This window comes from Agromyces laixinhei (assembly GCF_006337065.1).
Taxonomy (GTDB): Bacteria; Actinomycetota; Actinomycetes; order Actinomycetales; family Microbacteriaceae; genus Agromyces; species Agromyces laixinhei.
On the sequence record NZ_CP040872.1, the window covers coordinates 652096 to 667646 of the forward strand.

The window sequence follows — 15551 nt, forward strand, 5'->3', positions numbered from 1 at the left end:
GCGCGATTCGCAATTGCACCGGCGAGGAACATCCTCGACGCCGAGCGACGGGAGAATGATGCGCGGGCGCTCTCGATTCTTCGCGGGTTCGGCCGGCCTCACGGCGGCTCTGATCGTGTTCGCACTCACCGTGCCGCCGGCCGCGGCCGCACCCGCCCTGCCCGTGAATCTCGTTGCATCGACGACGGCAGCTGGGGCGGCTGCTGAAGACCCAGCGACGGCAGCCGACGATCCGGCCTGCGAGTTGCCACTGGCATCGACGTTCCACTACACCGGGGAACCGGTGCAGTGCACGGTGCCCGGCGGCATCACCTCGCTCACCGTGACCGTCATCGGCGGGCATGGCGGCTCGTGCCAGACCTGCGGCGCAGGAGGGTACGCAGGCGAGGTCGTCGCCACGTTGCCGGTGCAACCGGGTGATCCGATCCGCATCTGGGTCGGGCAGGCGGGCCAGGATCACGGCGGCTGGGGAGTGGCGCCGGGCGGTGGCCGGGGCACCAGCGCGCTCGGGTACGACGGTGCGGGTGGAGGCGGAGCCAGTGGGGTCGGCATCGGTACCGGCGACGACGTCACCCCGCTCGTCGTCGCGGGCGGCGGTGGCGGCGGTGGCGGCAACGGTGAAGGAGCGAACGGCGAGCCCGGCGGCGCTGGTGGAGCAGGAAGTCGGCCGCCCACCGACGGAAAGGATGGCGGCACCACGCCCAGGTTCGCTAAGGACCTCATCGGGATCGGCGGAGCGGGCGGGCACGGCGGCGGTGCCCGCGGCCCGGTCGGATTTCCCGGTGACAGCCCGCTGACTGAACTCTTCTCGGCGGGCGGCGGCGGCGGTGGTGGCTTCTCGCACGGCGGTGACGGCGGCGGGGGCGCGAGTGCCGGGCTGATCCCGTTCCCCGGTGGGGGCGGTGGGGGAGGTGGCGGAGGTGATTCCGGGGTGGCGTTCCCTGCTGAATCCCTGCTCTACACGCTCTCCGGCGCTCACACCGACGGGATCGTGACGCTGACGACCGACGAAACCGTGCTGCGCGACTGCACGCAGTGGGGCTCCGTCGACCTACCGGAGAATGTGCGCACAGTGCAGGCCATCGCGGTGGGCGGTCAGGGAGGCCATGCCAACGGAAAGGGTTCCGGAAAGCCTGGTTTCGGCGCTCGCCTCGACGCGACGATCCATATCAACCCCGACTTCCCCTCGCGACTGGAGGTCGCGGCCGGATGCGCAGGCACCGGTGGGGGTGGCGATGGCTATGGCAACGGCGGCTGGCAGGGAACGGCCGCAGGAGACGGCTTCAGCGGAGGCGGAGGCGGAGGTGGCAGCGTCATCCAGGATGAGGGCGGGCCGATCATCGTGGCCGGCGGCGGAGGCGGCCCGGGCGGCGCCTCGAACGGGTCCGACACCACCGGCGGCATCGGCGGCAACGGAGGAGACGGCGGCCACGGACTTGGTCAAGCGGGCGCCGGGTCGGGTGGCGACGGCAGGGGCTTCGACGCAGGCCAAGGCGGTACCGGCGGCGGCAACGGCTGGATCAACGGCCAGAACGGCGAGGATTCCGGTCTTCTCGACGCGGCAGGGGCAGGCGGCGGCGGAGGTGGAGGCTTCATCCTTCCACACTCGGGCGGCGGCATCGGCGGCGGCAACGGCGGTGCGCTCGCGGGTGGCGGCGGCGGCGGGGCCGGCGCATCCTATGCACGAGACGGTGCCGCGACCGACGTGCGCACCGCCGTGTCCGGCCAGTCGGGCAACGGATTCATCTTCCTCAGGTGGGAGAAACCGATCCCAGCGCAGGTCACGGTCGTCGGTGGAGACGACCAACAGGCGTTGGTCGGCTCGGAATACGCACAGCCGCTCACGGTCGAAGTCACCGACCAGAACGACCTGCCGCTCGGCGGTGCAGAGATATTCTTCGTCGCGCCGGGGTCGGGCCCATCCGTCGGATTCGCCGGCGGTGCGAACATTGAAAGCGTCATGACGAACGGCGACGGCATCGCCGTGTCATCCACCTTGACGGCGAATCAGACCGCGGGCCGGTTCGAAGTCGACGTCGGCAGCATCTCGACTTCGGCGCGGGCCCGTTTCTCGCTGCAGAACGTCATGGGCTCGACGACCACGTCACAGCCGGAGCGAAGCACGGTGGTGTTCGGTCAGCCGAACTCCGACACGGCGACCGTGGCCGGCGATGGGCCTCGGCCGAGCGGCGAGGTCAGCTTCTCGCTCTGCGGACCGCTCGCTTCAGCGGATGGCTGTGCCGCAGGTGGGGCGGACGCCGGTTCAGCAGAGCTCTCCGGCACCTCGCTCGGCAGTGCCACTGCCACGTCGCCGTCCCGCGCGGCGGGGTCACCGGGCACGTGGTGCTACCGCGCCGACTACGCAGGCGACGGCACCTATGGGCCGTCGCTGGATGCATCTCCCGATGGGTGCTTCACGGTCACCAAAGCGGCCACGACGACCACCCTGTCCGTGACGCCGCCGGCACCGGTATCGGGCGAGCCGATCACGCTCACTGCCCAGGTGTCCGTGACAGCGCCGGGTGCAGGACAGCCGATCGGCACCGTCACCTTCACCGACGCAACCACCGTGCTCGGAGCGGCTGCCGTGGATGCATCCGGCTCGGCCGCGCTGACGACCGCCGCACTCTCGGTGGGCGAACACGGTCTGGTCGCGCATTACTCGGGCGACGCGAACCTGCTCGCTTCATCCTCGTCGGAGCACGAGGTCCCCGTCATCCGCGCGACGTCGACGTCCACGCTTTCCGCTTCACCGGATGCCGCTGTGTTCGGGCAGGACGTGACACTGGACATCAGCGTCGCGGCCGTCGCGCCCGGCAGGGGGATCCCCTCGGGATCGGCCCGAATCAGCACGGGGACGATTGACCTTGGCACCGTCGAACTGCGGGATGGCGCAGCATCCCTGTCGACATCCGCACTCCCTGTCGGCGAGAACGCGGTGACGTTGCGCTACGGCGGCGACGATGTGTTCACCTCGTCGACGGACACCACAACGGTGATCGTGGCGCCCGCGACGACGAGTACCACGGTGTCGGCGGGTCCGGCATCGACAGTGTTCGGGCAGGCGGTCACGCTGAACGCTCAAGTGTCCGTCGTCCCACCGGGGGCCGGCGCGCCCTCGGGGTCCGTCGAGTTCACGAACGGATCGACGGTGCTCGGATCAGCCCTCGTCGACGGCTCAGGTGCGGCGACGTTGACTACGACCGCCCTTCCGGTGGGTGCCGCCCTGGTGAATGCGAACTACTCAGGCTCGCCCGACTTCCGTCCGTCGTCGTCGGCGACGGCCGCCACCGTGGCCGTGGCGCAGGCCGGCACCACCACCGATGTGCACATCGATCCCGTTACCGCACTGAGCGGGCGAGCTGTGACGATTCGGGCTCACGTCGCACCGGTGGGCCCTGGGTCGGGCACGCCGACCGGCTCGGTGGTGTTCAGCGTCGGGTCGACCGTTCTCGCCACCGCGACCGTGAGCGCCTCGGGTACTGCCGTCGTGCACACGCGCACTCTGCCCGTGGGCACGAGCACGATCAGCGCGGCCTACCCCGGCGACTCGAACTTCTTCGGCTCTGACGGCAGCGCCACCGTGACCGTCGACCGGGCTCCCACGACGACGGTGGTCTCCGGCGGCATCGCCGCCACGGGGTACCCGGTGGCGGCCCCATTCGCCCTGGCGGTGCTCCTGCTCGTCCTCGGCGCGGCCGCGGCCTCCCTGAAGCGGTGGCGCTGACGCATTCGCGGGGCTCACGCACGCCGCACGCTGACGATCTACGGTTGACTCATGCCGGTCATCGACAACGCGATCTACAACGGCGGCGTGCGCGTCGCGACACCGGTGACCCTTGAAGAGACGTTCGAGACGAGGGAGAAGCACGGCGGTTTCGCCTGGATCGGCCTCTACCGCCCCACCGACGCCGAACTCGACGCGGTCGCCACCGAGTTCGAGCTGCACCCGCTCGCCGTCGAAGACGCCCGCAAGGGCCACCAGCGAGCGAAGGTCGAGCGGTACGGCGAGACCCTCTTCATCGTGCTGAGGCCCGCGCGATACCTCGACGACGTCGAACAGGTCGAGTTCGGCGAGCTCCACCTGTTCGTCGGCCGCGACTTCGCCATCAGCATCCGTCGCGCGGAGTCCCCGAACCTCGCGAAGGTGCGACACCGACTCGAGGGCTCACCCGAACTGCTCGTCAAGGGCCCGGAGGCTGTGCTGTACGCGCTCCTCGACGAGGTCGTCGACGAGTACTCGCCCGTGGTCACCGGCCTCGAGAACGACATCGACGAGATCGAAGACCAGCTCTTCTCCGGCGATCCGCAGGTCACCCGCCGCATCTACGATCTCGCGAGCGAGGTCATGGAGTTCCAGCGTGCCACGGGGCCGCTCATCGACATCTTCGCCCTCCTCGAGCGCGGGTTCGAGAAGTACGATGTCGACCTCGAACTGCAGCGCTACCTGCGCGACGTGAAGGACCACGTGATCCGCATCGTGGAGCGCGGGGAGTCGTTCCGGCAACTCCTGCAGAACGCGCTCTCGGTGCATACGACGCTCGTCGGCCAGCGCCAGAACGAGGAGATCAAACGGCTCACCGAGACCAGCCTCGCGCAGAGCGAGCAGACGAAGAAGATCTCGAGTTGGGCGGCGATCCTCTTCGCGCCGGCACTGGTCGGCACCATCTACGGCATGAACTTCACGTTCATGCCTGAACTCGACTGGATACTCGGGTACCCCTTCGCGATCGCGCTCATGGTCGTGTCGGGCCTCGCGCTGTACGTCGTCTTCAAGCGCCGCAACTGGCTCTGAGCGAGCGGATGCCGCGAGCCGCCGTTCGCCGCGCCGAGCCGCCCTTCCCGTGGCATCCGATCGCGGTTAGCGTTGGAGCATGACCGAGATCACCGACGATCTGCCCGCCCGACTGATGCACGAAGAGCACGCCGGCTGGCGGGCGATCGTCGAGGGGCGAGGCGGCGAGCACTATCAACGCGCGATGACGAGGGACGCCCTCATGGTCGTCGATGGCGCCATGCTCGGGCGCGACGAGATCCTCGACGCCTTCCGCAGCGGGCCGCCTCCGTGGGAGTCGTACGAACTGCACGAGCCTGCCGTGATCAGGCTCGGTGACCGGGCGGGCATCCTCGTCTACCGGGCCGTCGCGCGTCGCGGCGACGACACCGTGAACCTGCGCATGTCGACGACCTACCTCAACGAGGGCGGTTCGTGGCGGGTGGCGGCGCACCAGCAGACGGCAGCCTGAGCGCCGGTCGGCCGGGTTGCATGCGACGCGTGCGTCAGTCGGTGCCGAGGTCGAACGCGGACGCCTCGTTCACGGCGTCGGTCGCGGCGTCGAGGTCGGACTCGGTCGGACCCTCGAGGATCTGCGCCGCGTCGCCGACCGACAGTTCGCCGACGAGCGCAGCGGTCGCGCCGCCGACGAGACCCAGATGCGCGTACTGCTCGAGCCGCGCGCGCGAGTCGGCGATGTCGAGGTTGCGCATCGTGAGCTGGCCGATGCGGTCTTCGGGGCCGAACGCCTGATCGCCGACGCGCTCCATCGAGAGCTTCTCGGGGTGGTAACTGAGCGACGCGCCCGCAGTCTTCATGATCGTGTAGTCGTCGCCGCGGCGCAGGCGCAGCGTGACCTCGCCAGTGACGGCCGAGGCCACCCAGCGCACGATCGACTCGCGCAGCATGAGCGACTGCGGGTCGAGCCAGCGGCCTTCGTACATGAGGCGTCCGAGGCGGCGACCCTCGTTGTGGTAGTTCGCGATCGTGTCTTCATTGTGGATCGCGTTCACGAGCCGTTCGTAGGCGATGTGCAGCAGGGCCATGCCCGGCGCCTCGTAGATGCCGCGCGACTTCGCCTCGATGATGCGGTTCTCGATCTGGTCGCTCATGCCGAGACCGTGACGGCCGCCGATCGCGTTCGCCTCGAGCACGAGTTCGACGGGGTCGTCGAAGACCACGCCGTTGAGCGCGACCGGCCGGCCCTGATCGAAGCGCACCGTGACGTCTTCGGCGGCGATCTCGACGTCGTCGCGCCAGAACGCGACGCCCATGATCGGCTCGACCGTGGTGATGCCGGCGTCGAGCTCTTCGAGCACCTTCGCCTCGTGCGTCGCGCCCCAGATGTTCGCGTCGGTCGAGTACGCCTTCTCTGCCGAAGCCCGGTACGGCAGGTCGCGCTCCTGCAGCCATTCGCTCATCTCGGCGCGGCCGCCGAGTTCGGTGACGAAGTCGGCGTCGAGCCACGGCTTGTAGATGCGCAGGCGCGGGTTGGCCATGAGGCCGTAGCGGTAGAAGCGTTCGATGTCGTTGCCCTTGTAGGTCGAGCCGTCGCCCCAGATGTCGACGCCGTCTTCGTGCATGGCGCGCACGAGCAACGTGCCGGTGACCGCGCGGCCGAGCGGCGTGGTGTTGAAGTAGGCCCTGCCGCCCGAACGGATGTGGAAGGCGCCGCACTGCAGCGCCACGAGGCCCTCTTCGACGAGCGCCGTGCGGCAGTCGACGAGGCGCGAGATCTCGGCGCCGTACTCGATGGCGCGACCGGGAACCGCCTCGACGTCGGGCTCGTCGGGCTGGCCGAGGTCGGCCGTGTAGGTGCAGGGCACCGCACCCTTCTCGCGCATCCACGCGACCGCGACGGAAGTGTCGAGGCCGCCCGAGAAGGCGATGCCGACGCGTTCGCCGACGGGAAGGCTGGAGAGGACTTTCGACATGCCCACCAGCCTACTTGTGACGGGCGCTCCGAGCCTCCTCAGGGAAGGCGGGGCCCCGCGATAGGGTGGTCGTGTGACTCCAGACCGATCAGCACCTGAGTCCGCGGCGTCGCTTGCCGACGAGCCCGAGGTGCGGAAGGCGCTCGCCGAGGGCGATCGCGCGTCCGTCTCGGCTGTCGTCACGAGGCATCCGTCATCGCCGCTCGCCTGGACCGAACTCGCAGACCTCGCCGACTCCGAGGGCCGGGCCATCGAGGCCTACGCCTTCGCCTCGGTCGCGGCCGAACTCGCACGCGAGCAGCTCGTCGACGGCGGTTGGCGCGCGGGCGACCCCGTCTTCTGGTCCGGCGAGTCCAATCGCGCCTACCTGCGCGCCCTCGACACCCAGCGACGAGCCGCAGAGGGCCTCGGCCTCGACGCACGCGCCGGCCGTCTTGCCGCCGAGCTCGCAGCCGCCGACCCCGAGGCGCCGGCCCGCATCGCGTCGGAGTTCACGCCGACCCAGCTCATCACGATCGTCGGCGGTGGCGAGGCGCTGTTCGCGCCGGCCGCACCCTCCGCATCCGCCGAGGCGGGAGTCGGCGACCCCAGTGCAGAACCCGCCGCGATCGACGCGGCGCCAGGAGAGGATTGACATGCCCGCAGCCGTCCTGATCGGTGCGCAGTGGGGCGACGAGGGCAAGGGCAAGGCGACCGACCTGCTCGGCTCGCGCCTCGACTACGTCGTCAAGTTCAACGGCGGCAACAACGCCGGGCACACCGTCGTCATCGGCGACGAGAAGTACGCCCTGCACCTGCTGCCGTCGGGCATCCTGACGCCCGGTGTCACACCGGTCATCGGCAACGGCGTCGTGGTCGACGTCGAGGTGCTCTTCGAGGAGCTCGAAGGACTCGAGGCCCGCGGCGTCGACGTCTCGAAACTGCGTCTCTCGGCCAACGCCCACCTCATCACGCAATACCACCGCACCCTCGACAAGGTGACCGAGCGATTCCTCGGCAAGCGGCAGATCGGCACGACCGGGCGCGGCATCGGCCCCGCCTACGCCGACAAGATCAACCGCGTCGGCATCCGCATGCAAGACCTCTTCGACGAGAACATCCTGCGGCAGAAGGTCGAAGGCGCGCTCGACCAGAAGAATCACCTGCTCGTGAAGGTCTACAACCGCCGGGCGATCGGCGTCGACGAGGTCGTCGATGAACTGCTCGGCTATGTCGACCGGCTGCGCCCGATGGTCACCGACACCTCGCTGCTGCTGCACCAGGCGATCGAACGCGGCGAGACGGTGCTCTTCGAGGGTGGTCAGGCGACCATGCTCGACGTCGACCACGGCACCTACCCGTTCGTGACCTCGTCGAACGCGACGAGCGGCGGTGCGATCACCGGGTCGGGGATCGCGCCGAACAAGATCGACCGCGTCATCGCGGTGATCAAGGCGTACACGACCCGCGTCGGTGCCGGGCCCTTTCCGACCGAGCTCTTCGACGAGTGGGGCGAGTTCCTCACCCAGCAGGGGCACGAGTTCGGCACGACCACGGGCCGACAGCGCCGCACCGGCTGGTACGACGCGCCGATCGCACGCTTCGCCGCGCGCATCAACGGCGTCACCGACTTCGTGCTCACGAAACTCGACGTGCTCACGGGCATCGAGCGCATCCCCGTCTGCGTCGCCTACGACGTCGACGGCGAGCGCTTCGACGAACTCCCGGTCTCCCAGTCCGACTTCCACCACGCGAAGCCGATCTACGAGGAGTTCCCCGGCTGGACCGAAGACATCTCGGGTGCCCGGTCGTTCGACGATCTTCCCGCGAACGCGCAGGCGTACGTGCGCGAACTCGAGGCGATGAGCGGCTCGCGCATCTCGGCCATCGGCGTCGGCCCCGGCCGCGACGAGATCGTCACCCTGCACGACCTGCTCGGCTGAGTTCGGCGCTTACGGTGTGACGATGTCGAAGGACTCGTCGCCCGGATCGATGACCTCGAGCAGTCGCTCGAGCACTGATGGGTCGCCGTCGGTCTCGATGCCGGCCGACGTGGCGTCACCGCCGAGCAGGGCGAGCAGCCGCGGCTTCGAGAGACCGAGGGTCAGCTCGACATCGCCGGCGCCGTTCTCGAGGTAGATCAGCACGCCGTTGCGGAGCGTCACCCGGAACCGCCGATCGAGGTCGGTCAGTTCGATCGCGAACGACAGGTCGAGGTTCCATGCCTTCGGGCCGTCGACCTTGATCGCGATGGCGTCGAGTAACTGCTCCGGGCTGAGTTGGGCGAGCATCGACGGGGCGGCGGTCTTCGTCGGCGTGCCGAAGTTGCCGACCCGCAGCTCGGTCGCGCCTGAGAGGAAGAAGTTCCGCCAGGTGCCGTTCTCCGAGCCGTAGCCGAGCTGTTCGAGCGTGTCGGCGTACAGAGCCCGGGCGGCGGCGTTGTGCTCGTCGACGAAGACGGCATGGTCGAGCAGCGTCGCTGCCCAGCGGTAATCGCCGACATCGAATGCGGCCCGCGCGACCTCGACCACCCGATCGATGCCGCCCATCGCATCGACATAGCGCGCGGCGAGTTCGGCCGGTGGGTGCGGCCAGAGCCGAGCGGGGTTGCCGTCGAACCATCCGAGGTAGCGCTGCACGATCGCCTTGACGTTGTGGCTGACCGAGCCGTAGTAGCCGCGCGCGTTCCAAGCTCGTTCGAGAGCGGGTGGCAACTCGAAGATCTCGGCCGCCTCCGCTCCGGTGTAGCCGCGGTTCACGAGTCGCAGGGTCTGGTCGTGCAGGTAGGCGTAGAGGTCGCGTTGTGTCGAGAGGAACTCGACGATGTTCTCGCGCCCCCAGGTCGGCCAGTGGTGCGAGGCGAAGACGGCATCGGTGCGGTCGGCGAACCGGGTGATCGCCTCGGTGAGGTACTGCGACCACACGTGCGGATCCCGCACGACCGCACCGCGCAGGGTCAGCAGGTTGTGCAGGTTGTGAGTGGCATTCTCGGCCATGCAGAGTGCGCGATAGCGCGGGAAGTAGAAGTGCATCTCCGACGGGGCTTCAGTGCCCGGCGCCATCTGGAACTCGATCTCGACGCCGTCGATCGTGTGCGTCTCACCGGTCGTCGAGATCTCGAGGGTCGGCACGATCATGCCCACCTCGCCGGTCGACGTGGTCTGGCCGAGGCCGGCGCCCACGGCCCCCTGCGGCCCACGAACGAGTGCGGCACCGTACATGTAGCCGGCGCGCCTCGCCATCGCCGTTCCGGCGTAGACGTTCTCTGCGACGGCGTGTTCGACGAAGCCCTCCGGGGCGATGACCTGCACCCTTCCGGCATCCACCTCCGACTGCGACGTGACTCCGAAGATCCCGCCGAAATGGTCGACATGGGAGTGGGTGTGGATGACGGCGACGACCTTGCGGTCGCCGCGGTTGGCGCGGTAGAGGGCGATGGCTGCGGCAGCGGTCTCGGCAGAGATCAGCGGGTCGATCACGATGACGCCGGTGTCACCCTCGACGATCGTCATGTTCGAGAGGTCGAGGCCGCGAAGCTGGTAGATGCCTTCGACGACCTCGTAGAGTCCCTGCCGGGCCACGAGCTGCGACTGCCGCCAGAGGCTCGGATGCACCGTCGCAGGCGCTTCGTCCGCGAGGAAGGCGTAGCTGTCGTTGTCCCACACGACCTCGCCCGCGGTGCCGCGCACCACACCCGGCTCGAGTGCCGCGACGAAGCCGCGGTCGGCGTCATCGAAGTCACGTGTGTCGTCGAACGGCAACTGCTCCAGCGCCGCTGCCTGCTGTGCCCGGATCTTCTCCGAGGCCGGCTTGTGATCCATTGATGAACCCCCTTCATCGGCGACCTCCGCCGAGCGTCATCGTTGCAGCCCGGCGGGGAGTGCGCAAGAGTCGGCGATCATGCGGGACGTCGAAGGGGCGGATGCCGCAGCATCCGCCCCCATTCGTGCCGTTCGACTACTTCTCGGTGCCGATGGCCCCGTCGATGTTGTCGCGAACCGCGTCGATCTTGTCGGCGTGGTCGCCGGCGACCTTCTTGGCCGCGTCGGCGACGCCGTCGAGCACCTTGTCGCTGATGTCTTCGGCCTGCTCGCTGTTGAGCACCTCGGTGATCTTGTCCTGGTTGTCCTCGATGAAGTCCTGTGCCTTCTTCGTGATGTCGTCGAGTGAACTCATGGGCCCCCGCCTTTCGTTTCGAGTGGTCGTGCTCCCGTCATCGTATGGGGCACGCCGGTCCGCCGGAAGAGGTCGGCGGCGCCCGCCCCGACTCGTCGTCGACCGGTCACTCCGGCGTCACCGGAGCGTGGCACACTCGAACGATGACCGCGCAGCGCCCTGCCGCCGACGAACTCGTCGGTCGATTCATCCGTCTCAGCCCGTTCGATGCCGCCGACATCCCGGAGTTGCACCGGGCGCTCTGCCGGCCAGAGGTCTTCGCGGGCGGCTACGGCGGCGGCCCGGCCGGGCTGCCCGCCGACGCCGAGGCGTTCGATGCGTTCGCGCGGTCGTACTACTCGGCCGGCGATGCGGCGATGCCGTGGACGGTGCGCCTGCACGGCGGCGCCGACGACGGCCTCGTGGTCGGCGCCACGAAGCTCGGCGACCTCGACCTGCCGGAGGAGTCGGCGCACATCGGGTGGACGGCGTACGATCCTGGGGTCTGGGGCACCGCGGTGAACCCCGAGACGAAGCTGCTGCTGCTCGACCTCGCGTTTCGTCACGGCTTCGGGCGGGTGAAGATCCAGGCCGACGCGATCAATGCGCGGTCGCGCGCTGCGATCGAGAAGCTCGGCGCCGCGTTCGAAGGAGTGCTGCGCCGTCACAAGCGGCGGGCCGACGGCAGCTGGCGCGACAGCGCGTTGTACTCGATCGTCATCGACGAGTGGCCGGCGGTGCGGGCGGGTCTCGAGGCGCGACTCGTCGCGGCGGGCGAACGGCCGGTCAGCCGCCCTCGGGAACGTGGAGTCGAGTGAGGAAGGCGTCGGCGCCGCGTGGGATGCCGCGGGTATTCGCTCGAGAGACGAGCACTGTCACGAGCACGGCGATCGGTACGGTCCAGGCCGCCGGCTGTTCGAGGAGCGGGCCGAGGGCGGGCGCGGCGGCAGAGATCAGCGGGCCGCCGAGGATGGCACCGCCCGAGAGCAGCGCGCCCGTGAGCATGCCCGCGACCGCGCCTCTCGCCGTGAGGCCGCGCCACCAGATGCCGAGGATCAGCATGGGGCAGAGGGTCGATGCCGTGAAGGCGAAGACGAGGCCGACACTGCCCGCGAGGCCGGTCGACTCCGTCGAGAGTGCCACGAGCAGTGGGATGAGCGACGAGGCGATGGCCGCGATGCGGAAGCCTCGCACGCTGCCGCCGAGGAGGTCCTGACTGATCACGCCGGCAAGCGAGATGACGAGACCCGACGAGGTCGAGAGGAAGGCTCCGAACGCGCCCGCGATGACGAGAGCGGTGAGCAGTTCGCCCCCGACGCCCGGCACGAGGCGACTGGGCAGTAGCAGAACGAGCGCATCGGCCTCGCCCGCGAGGTCGGGCGCGAATGCTCGCCCGAGGAGGCCGAAGGCCGTCGGGAAGAGGTAGAACACCGAGAGCAGGGCGAGCACGATGACGGTCGTGCGACGGGCGGCGACGCCATCGGGGTTCGTGTAGAACCGCACGAGCACGTGCGGCAGCCCCAGGGTGCCGAGGAGCAGCGCCACCATGAGCGAGACCGTGCGGTAGATCTCGAGGTCCGCCGGGCCTGCCGCCGGCGGGAACGCCTCCGCCGGCGTGAGCTGCGCCGGCGGCTCGCCGCCGCCGGTGATGAGCAGGAGCGCGACGACGGGCACGGCGAGCGCGGTGAGCTTCAGCCAGAACTGGAAGGCCTGCACGAAGGTGATCGAGCGCATGCCGCCCGCCGCGACGATGACCGCGACGAGCACCGCGACCGCCACCGCTCCGGCCCATGACGGCAACCCCGTCGTGATGCGTACGGTGAGCGCTGCGCCCTGCAGCTGCGGCACGATGTAGAACCAGCCGATGACGATCACGAGCGTCGAGGTCACGCGCCGGGCCCAGGTCGATTCGAGGCGAGCCTCGGTGAAGTCGGGGATCGTGTAGGCGCCCGAGCGCCTCAAGGGCGCCGCGACGAAGAGCAGGAGCATGAGGTACCCGGCCGTGTAGCCGATCGGGAACCACAACCCGCCTGCGCCCTGCAGCAGGATGAGACCGGCGATGCCGAGGAACGACGCGGCCGAGAGGTATTCGCCGCCGATCGCCGAGGCGTTCCACCACGGTCGCACGGTGCGCGAGGCGACGTAGAAGTCGCTCGTCGTGCGCGAGACTCGCAGCCCGTAGAAACCGATCAGCGCCGACGCGAGCGCGACGGCGGCGATCGCGATGTAGCCGACGACGGGGTTCACTCAGCCTCCGTCAGTGAGCGGTAGCGCGCCTCGTTTCGCGAAGCGGCGCGCACGTAGAGCCCGGCTATCGTCAGCGTGAGCGGGTAGATGCCGACCGCGAGCAGCAGCCACGAGGCCGGTACCCCGAACACGAAGGTCGAACCGAGCGCCGGCACGAGCGCGATGGCGAGCGCGAAGAGCGCCGTCGCCGCCGCGAAACCGGCGGAGAAGACGATCGCGAGTCGCAGTTGTGAACGGATCAGTGAACGCACGTAGACACCGGCGATGTCGCTCGTCGGCCCGCCCCGCGCCTGCCGCGTGCGAGCGGATGCCCCTGCGGCACCCGGCCGCGGAGCGGTGACGCGCACCCGGGGCGGCGGGGCATCCGCTCGCCCGCTCGACGAATCGGCCACGTCACGTCCTCGGACGGATGATCGCTTGGTCGAGTCGTTCGCGGAGGGCGGGCAGCAGCCGCCGGCTCACGGGCAATTCGGCCTGACCGACGGTGACGCTCGGGTGGTCGGAGCCGAGCCTGATGCGGCTCACGTGCGCGAGCGACACGAGGTACGAACGGTGCACGCGCGCGAAGCCGGCGTCGGCCCATTGGCGTTCGAGGTCGCTCATCGGCACCCGCACGAGGTAGCTCGCCTCCTCGGTGTGCAGTCGTGCGTAGTCGCCCTGCGCCTGCACGTAACGCACGTCGTCCCGGCGGATCATCCGGGTCGTGCCGCCGAGGGTGACGGCGATCATCTCGGCGGGCTGCCCGGCGGCGGTCTGGCTGGCGGCCCCCGCCTTCAGTGCCTCGGCGATGCGACCGACCGAGCGGCTGAGCCGTTCGGTGCGCACGGGCTTCAACAGGTAGTCGACCGCGGCGAGGTCGAAGGCCTCGAGGGCCCCCTCTTCGTCGGCGGTGACGAAGACGAGTACCGGGCGGTGCTCGAACCGGGCGAGCGCCCGTGCGAGATCGAAACCCGTGAGGCCCGGCATGTGGATGTCGAGGAACGCGGCCTCGACCGGCTCCCGCGTGAGCAGCCGGATCGCCTCTGCCCCCGAGCGCGCCTGATGGATCATGCCGATACGCGGATCCTGCCCGAGCAGGAAGGCGAGTTCGTCGATCGCCGGTTGCTCGTCGTCGGCGATGAGCACGGAGATCACTGTTCCAGTCTCCCATCGAGGGCCTGTGCCGCCAGGGGCCGTCGCGGCCCGGCCTTCGGCACCCGCATTCGCACGAGCGTTCCCGCGCCGATGTTGGTCTCGACCACGAGGCCGAGATCGTCGCCGTAGACCTGGCGGAGGCGCGCGTCGACATTGCGCAGGCCCACGTGCTCGCCGCTCGCCGGGCCGCCCGCGAACACGCCGGCGAGCACGCCGGGGTCGATGCCGACGCCGTCGTCCTCGACGCTGATCTCGGCGAACGCACCGGCGTCGACGGCCGCGATCGTGATGCGCCCGCCGCTCTCCTTCGACTCGAGACCGTGCCGGGCGGCGTTCTCGACGAGTGGCTGGATCGAGAGGAAGGGCACCACGGTCGAAAGCACTTCGGGTGCGATCCGAAGCGTCACCGTCAGGCGCTCGCCGAAGCGGGCGCGCTCGAGGCGAAGGTAGCTGTCGATCGAGCGGAGTTCTTCGGCGACGGTCGTGAAGTCGCCGTGCCGCCGGAACGAGTAGCGGGTGAAGTCGGCGAACTCGAGGACGAGTTCACGCGCCTGCGCCGGGTCGGTATTGATGAACGACGCGATCGCGTTCAGCGAGTTGTAGATGAAATGAGGGCTGATCTGGGCCCGCAGCGCCCGCACCTCGGCTTCGGCGAGTGCCGCGCGCGAGGTGTCGAGCTCGCCGAGCTCCACCTGGGCGGCGACCCAGTCGGCGACCTCGCCCGTCGCCCGGACCAGGCCGGCATGCACGGGTGAGGCGAAGGCGACGATCGCGCCGAGCGGACCGGCGCTGCCGAGCGAACCGGAACCGGCAAGGATGGGGGCCGCGACCGCGTCCGTCTCCGACGTGCCGATCCGGATGCGCCGGTGCACCTGCTGCCGGCCGCCGGCGAGCACCTCGGCGGAGAGTCGCTCGGCGATCGCACGCATCGCCTCGTCGCCGTCGATCGCGATCGTGCCCGAACGGTCGGCGATCGCGAGGCTCTCGCAGCCGAGCAGCGCCCGAAGGTGCTTGCCGGCACGTGCGGCGTCGAGCTCGTCGATGCCGCCTCGCAAGTGCTTCGCCGCCTGTGAGGCGAGGTGCAGGGTCCGGTAGGTCGCCTGCTCGGCGTCGGTGCCGAGTTCCTTCGAGTTCAGCACGATGCGGCGAAGCAGCACGACGATCCCGACCGCGAGGGCTCCGCCGGCCACGCCGAGAGCGGCGGCGAGCAGCATCGACTCGGGCATGCACGACAGCGTAACCGGTCGCTGCCCGCCGCTCGTCGTCACCCGCTCGTCGTCACCCGTTCGTCGTCGTCGCTCATCCGCCGTTCGTCGCACCGTGGGCGC

General features: G+C 69.7%; 13 protein-coding genes. 6 read left to right on the plus strand and 7 right to left on the minus strand.

Translation table 11 applies throughout. The annotated features are described in order from the left end of the window. The first annotated feature begins 115 nt into the window (after positions 1-115). From FHG54_RS16915 to FHG54_RS03090, 3 genes are all read left to right on the plus strand, one after another. Positions 116-3727 (plus strand): Ig-like domain-containing protein, encoded by a 3612-nt coding sequence (locus tag FHG54_RS16915; protein ID WP_139415945.1) that lies wholly within the window; start codon positions 116-118, stop codon positions 3725-3727. A gap of 51 nt (positions 3728-3778) precedes the next feature. After that, positions 3779-4795 carry a magnesium and cobalt transport protein CorA gene (locus FHG54_RS03085; RefSeq protein WP_139415947.1) on the plus strand — a complete coding sequence of 339 codons (1017 nt, stop codon included), beginning with the start codon at positions 3779-3781 and terminating at the stop codon, positions 4793-4795. A 79-nt stretch (positions 4796-4874) separates the two neighbouring features. Further along, positions 4875-5246: a nuclear transport factor 2 family protein gene (locus tag FHG54_RS03090; protein ID WP_139415949.1), complete on the plus strand. Its 372-nt coding sequence runs from the start codon at positions 4875-4877 to the stop codon at positions 5244-5246. A 34-nt stretch (positions 5247-5280) separates the two neighbouring features. On the opposite strand, the gene argG is transcribed toward FHG54_RS03090, so the two are convergent. Next, entirely contained in the window at positions 5281-6708 is a 1428-nt protein-coding gene (gene argG, locus FHG54_RS03095) for an argininosuccinate synthase (RefSeq protein ID WP_139415951.1), read from the minus strand. A gap of 73 nt (positions 6709-6781) precedes the next feature. Here argG and FHG54_RS03100 point away from each other — a divergent pair, with 73 nt between their 5' ends. Both FHG54_RS03100 and FHG54_RS03105 read left to right on the plus strand, forming a co-directional pair. After that, on the plus strand, positions 6782-7342 hold the full coding sequence (locus tag FHG54_RS03100; RefSeq protein WP_139415952.1) for a DUF3151 family protein: 561 nt from the start codon (positions 6782-6784) through the stop codon (positions 7340-7342). Between the two features lies 1 nt (position 7343). Further along, a complete protein-coding gene (locus FHG54_RS03105; RefSeq protein WP_139415954.1) occupies positions 7344-8630 on the plus strand; it encodes an adenylosuccinate synthase in 1287 nt (428 codons plus the stop codon). Positions 8631-8639: 9 nt separating this feature from the next. Here FHG54_RS03105 and FHG54_RS03110 read toward each other — a convergent pair whose 3' ends face one another. Together FHG54_RS03110 and FHG54_RS03115 are read right to left on the minus strand one after the other, a co-directional pair. Further along, complete coding sequence (locus FHG54_RS03110) at positions 8640-10508, minus strand: alkyl/aryl-sulfatase (protein ID WP_139415956.1); 1869 nt, start codon at positions 10506-10508, stop codon at positions 8640-8642. Positions 10509-10644: 136 nt separating this feature from the next. Continuing rightward, on the minus strand, positions 10645-10863 hold the full coding sequence (locus tag FHG54_RS03115) for an Rv0909 family putative TA system antitoxin (RefSeq protein WP_139415958.1): 219 nt from the start codon (positions 10861-10863) through the stop codon (positions 10645-10647). A gap of 143 nt (positions 10864-11006) precedes the next feature. Between FHG54_RS03115 and FHG54_RS03120 the strand changes: the two genes are divergently transcribed. Then, complete coding sequence (locus tag FHG54_RS03120; RefSeq protein WP_139415961.1) at positions 11007-11660, plus strand: GNAT family N-acetyltransferase; 654 nt, start codon at positions 11007-11009, stop codon at positions 11658-11660. On the opposite strand, the gene FHG54_RS03125 is transcribed toward FHG54_RS03120, so the two are convergent. From FHG54_RS03125 to FHG54_RS03140, 4 genes are read right to left on the minus strand one after another with little or no spacing between them, the layout of a single operon-like run. Then, positions 11629-13089: a sodium/solute symporter gene (locus tag FHG54_RS03125; RefSeq protein WP_139415964.1), complete on the minus strand. Its 1461-nt coding sequence runs from the start codon at positions 13087-13089 to the stop codon at positions 11629-11631. The two genes, FHG54_RS03120 and FHG54_RS03125, sit on opposite strands and share 32 nt — an antisense overlap. Further along, the gene (locus FHG54_RS03130; RefSeq protein ID WP_139415966.1) at positions 13086-13481 is read right to left on the minus strand and encodes a DUF485 domain-containing protein; all 396 of its coding nucleotides are present in this window, start codon (positions 13479-13481) and stop codon (positions 13086-13088) included. The genes FHG54_RS03125 and FHG54_RS03130 overlap by 4 nt, the downstream gene beginning before the upstream one ends. A gap of 1 nt (position 13482) precedes the next feature. Continuing rightward, positions 13483-14223, minus strand: coding sequence for a LytR/AlgR family response regulator transcription factor (locus FHG54_RS03135; RefSeq protein ID WP_139415967.1), 741 nt, complete (start codon positions 14221-14223; stop codon positions 13483-13485). Next, positions 14220-15449, minus strand: a complete 1230-nt coding sequence (locus FHG54_RS03140; RefSeq protein WP_139415969.1) for a sensor histidine kinase — start codon at positions 15447-15449, stop codon at positions 14220-14222. Before FHG54_RS03140 ends, FHG54_RS03135 begins: the two co-directional genes overlap by 4 nt. Positions 15450-15551 lie beyond the last annotated feature (102 nt).

Excerpts from the sequence above, each read along its gene's own strand:
- FHG54_RS03085 (WP_139415947.1), top strand. The coding sequence starts at position 3,779 with ATGCCGGTCATCGACAACGCGATCTACAACGGCGGCGTGCGCGTCGCG.
- FHG54_RS03090 (WP_139415949.1), top strand. The coding sequence starts at position 4,875 with ATGACCGAGATCACCGACGATCTGCCCGCCCGACTGATGCACGAAGAG.
- argG (WP_139415951.1), bottom strand. The coding sequence starts at position 6,708 with ATGTCGAAAGTCCTCTCCAGCCTTCCCGTCGGCGAACGCGTCGGCATC.
- FHG54_RS03105 (WP_139415954.1), top strand. The coding sequence starts at position 7,344 with ATGCCCGCAGCCGTCCTGATCGGTGCGCAGTGGGGCGACGAGGGCAAG.
- FHG54_RS03110 (WP_139415956.1), bottom strand. The coding sequence starts at position 10,508 with ATGGATCACAAGCCGGCCTCGGAGAAGATCCGGGCACAGCAGGCAGCG.
- FHG54_RS03115 (WP_139415958.1), bottom strand. The coding sequence starts at position 10,863 with ATGAGTTCACTCGACGACATCACGAAGAAGGCACAGGACTTCATCGAG.
- FHG54_RS03120 (WP_139415961.1), top strand. The coding sequence starts at position 11,007 with ATGACCGCGCAGCGCCCTGCCGCCGACGAACTCGTCGGTCGATTCATC.
- FHG54_RS03140 (WP_139415969.1), bottom strand. The coding sequence starts at position 15,449 with ATGCCCGAGTCGATGCTGCTCGCCGCCGCTCTCGGCGTGGCCGGCGGA.